Consider the following 2,476-nt stretch of genomic DNA (forward strand, 5'->3'; position numbering starts at 1 on the left):
CCGGCATAGTCGAATTAACTTTGTTACCCCAGAGCAAAGGCACTTAGGTCTGGATGAAGAAATATTATCGAAGAGGGATGAGCTTTATCGCAAGATGAAAAGAAAGAACCAAATAAGGTGGTCAAAAGCTACGCGGAACTGGGAGAAAGTGGGTGACGTTAAGTTGAACCCGGAGAAGGAAAAACAAGCAGCTTAAATGCTCAGGCGACAACTACCTTGAAAAACGCCGCTTCTGCCAAGCCTTGAGCTTGTTACTCTCAAGTAAGTTTGAGAAGTAATCCTGAACACTTTGATCGGTATGTTCCTTAAGCCGGACGTCCGTATAATACCGAATAAACTGCTCACAATGACGCACATACCACTGGAACAGAGCGGGCTTGATATTGCGCTCAGAAAGTTGAGCTATATAGTTGTTCCAAAAACGTTTTTCTCGATCATCCGTGACCTGAGACATATCTATTTCCTTATGCTTTATTTACAATCCTTTGTAAATTTCAAATATGGATTATACGGACGCCGCCTAATAAGGTAAATTATGGATTCCGTATAAGAAACTGTTATGTTTCATCAGTAAATCACCAAGGAAATAGAAATGATTAAAAAGTCACTCGTACTACTCATCTGTATTGCTATATCAGCTTGTAGCGCTGGATATCGCATTGATCAGGCTACAGCGCAATATGATCGAGTTGAAGATCAAGTATCCCTCGGAGATGCTAAAGAAAAGGTTCTAGCAATCTTAAGGCCTACTCAAGAATCCGTACCTCGGAACTCGCGCAAAAAGGCAGACAGATATATTAAAGAAGGCATAAACGTAGAAATTTACTATATGCGTACCGGCCGACAAGCTGATGGCATCACAACTGATGATGAATTCACACCATACATATTCAATGACGGCAAGCTTGTAGGCATTGGCTGGGGCTTAATCGGCGGGCCAAAGAGCCAGGGGCAAGCAACATCAAGCACATATATTAACAACACTACAACTACCGTAGTGTATTAAAAACATAACAAGTGCATCTAGCAAGGACTTGGTTAAACTGTCACCTTTTTTGCAAAGAAACGCAAAAAATCCGCCAGTTCAACCAAGCCGCTAATGCAGGCGTTAAATGCCGGTAATCAGCATATCTATGGCATCGATGATTTCATAGCGATATTGTTCAAGTGAGTCTACTTCTGATTTTAGTAGTGACTTAGGTACAGTGGTCATCTGATTCGTCACAAGAACAAATTCTTCGCTGTCGATATTGATGGTAGGGCATAGCTTTTGGGCTGCTTTTTCGTTTACTTTTTTTGAAGGGGTTAGCGGTATAACCAGTCTAGAGTTTAAATCACTTAACAAGTTGTTCTGAACATCTACAAAATATGGGTAGGTTTTTTTGCTGCTTTTATCTTTATTCAGGTACAGCGTAAATTGGCTCATTAAAAACTCCTAAACGAGTCAGAGAATAAACCGTTTTCATCACTTAGCTTATTAAGTTCATCAATTGCATCTTTGTTTTCTTGAAGCCATTGCTCGCGCTGCGCGTTTTTCACTTGCACAATTAGAGCTTGTTCAAGTGTGGCAGATAAATTTATTTTCAAGCTTTTAGCTTGATTTAAAAGGTCGCTATTTACTGTTAAGTTGGTAGCTTTTTTAGGTGCTTGTTGGTCAAAAAATGTCTGCATGTTATTTGCTCCATATGCGCATATAATATGTGCATCTATGCTATTCCATAAAAAAGCATTTAACAAGCGCCTCCAACGGACAAATTTTACTGTCACCATTTTTGCGCTGCGCTGCAAAACTGCCGCCAGCAAAATTTGCTCGTTGAGGCGGGCGTTATGTTTTCAAATAAAGGATTGGTCAATTGAAGTTTAAGTCTGCGCCTTTGAAAGAAACAAAATTCTACGAAAGAGTTAAGGAACTGGCAGCAGATGAAGTTCAATCGCGTGAAGCAATGATACAACGTTGGCGCTGCGCAGTCGGAAGTGACGGGAAATTCGATGTATTTTTTACTCAATTAATTGGTTCAAGCCATCAAATGAGGGATGGTTATTATTGTTATCTATTGATTATTAACAACGATGAAATTTACATAGATTATGATTCCCGAGGCATACAAATTAGAGATACTGACACAGCGAAGAAATATGATAAGCGCAGTCTTGTTAGCCTTATTGAGAGTGCAAGGAAAGGTCGTGGCGATAAAAGCCCAATACCATGGTTCAGGCAAACATAACAAGGCCAGGCAGCATCGCTCCCTGCGGTCGCTGGACCTCGTTTCACTCGGCCGCTGCTGGCGGCGTTATAGCAGGAATGGTGATTTATGAATATTATGGATGAGCAAGTATCACTATTGAATGAGTTGAGCGAACTCATGATGATAAGCAGTGAGCTAGGGTATGAATCTCTTTCGTGTGAGTTTAAATATCACACTTCAGAAGATGGTAGTAGTTCAATAGGATCCAAATTTAGTTATGTAATTGATGG

At 40.3% G+C, this 2,476-nt stretch carries 5 protein-coding genes and 1 pseudogene; 3 read left to right on the plus strand and 3 right to left on the minus strand.

Annotated elements, in window-relative coordinates; genetic code table 11:
• Positions 1–196 (plus strand): annotated as a pseudogene (locus A3761_RS28695) (IS3 family transposase); the annotation flags it as partial.
• Positions 197–211: 15 nt separating this feature from the next.
• Here the strand turns inward: A3761_RS28695 and A3761_RS23310 are convergent.
• Positions 212–454, minus strand: a complete 243-nt coding sequence (locus A3761_RS23310; RefSeq protein ID WP_068553712.1) for a hypothetical protein — start codon at positions 452–454, stop codon at positions 212–214.
• 138 nt (positions 455–592) lie between these two features.
• Between A3761_RS23310 and A3761_RS23315 the strand changes: the two genes are divergently transcribed.
• Positions 593–1,006, plus strand: coding sequence for a DUF3192 domain-containing protein (locus A3761_RS23315; RefSeq protein ID WP_068553713.1), 414 nt, complete (start codon positions 593–595; stop codon positions 1,004–1,006).
• A gap of 102 nt (positions 1,007–1,108) precedes the next feature.
• On the opposite strand, the gene A3761_RS23320 is transcribed toward A3761_RS23315, so the two are convergent.
• Positions 1,109–1,426 carry a CcdB family protein gene (locus A3761_RS23320; RefSeq protein ID WP_068510990.1) on the minus strand — a complete coding sequence of 106 codons (318 nt, stop codon included), beginning with the start codon at positions 1,424–1,426 and terminating at the stop codon, positions 1,109–1,111.
• Entirely contained in the window at positions 1,426–1,803 is a 378-nt protein-coding gene (locus A3761_RS23325; protein WP_231875543.1) for a type II toxin-antitoxin system CcdA family antitoxin, read from the minus strand. Before A3761_RS23325 ends, A3761_RS23320 begins: the two co-directional genes overlap by 1 nt.
• 50 nt (positions 1,804–1,853) lie before the next feature.
• Between A3761_RS23325 and A3761_RS23330 the strand changes: the two genes are divergently transcribed.
• On the plus strand, positions 1,854–2,225 hold the full coding sequence (locus tag A3761_RS23330; RefSeq protein ID WP_068511402.1) for a hypothetical protein: 372 nt from the start codon (positions 1,854–1,856) through the stop codon (positions 2,223–2,225).
• Positions 2,226–2,476 lie beyond the last annotated feature (251 nt).

Source organism: Oleiphilus sp. HI0123 (assembly GCF_001635315.1).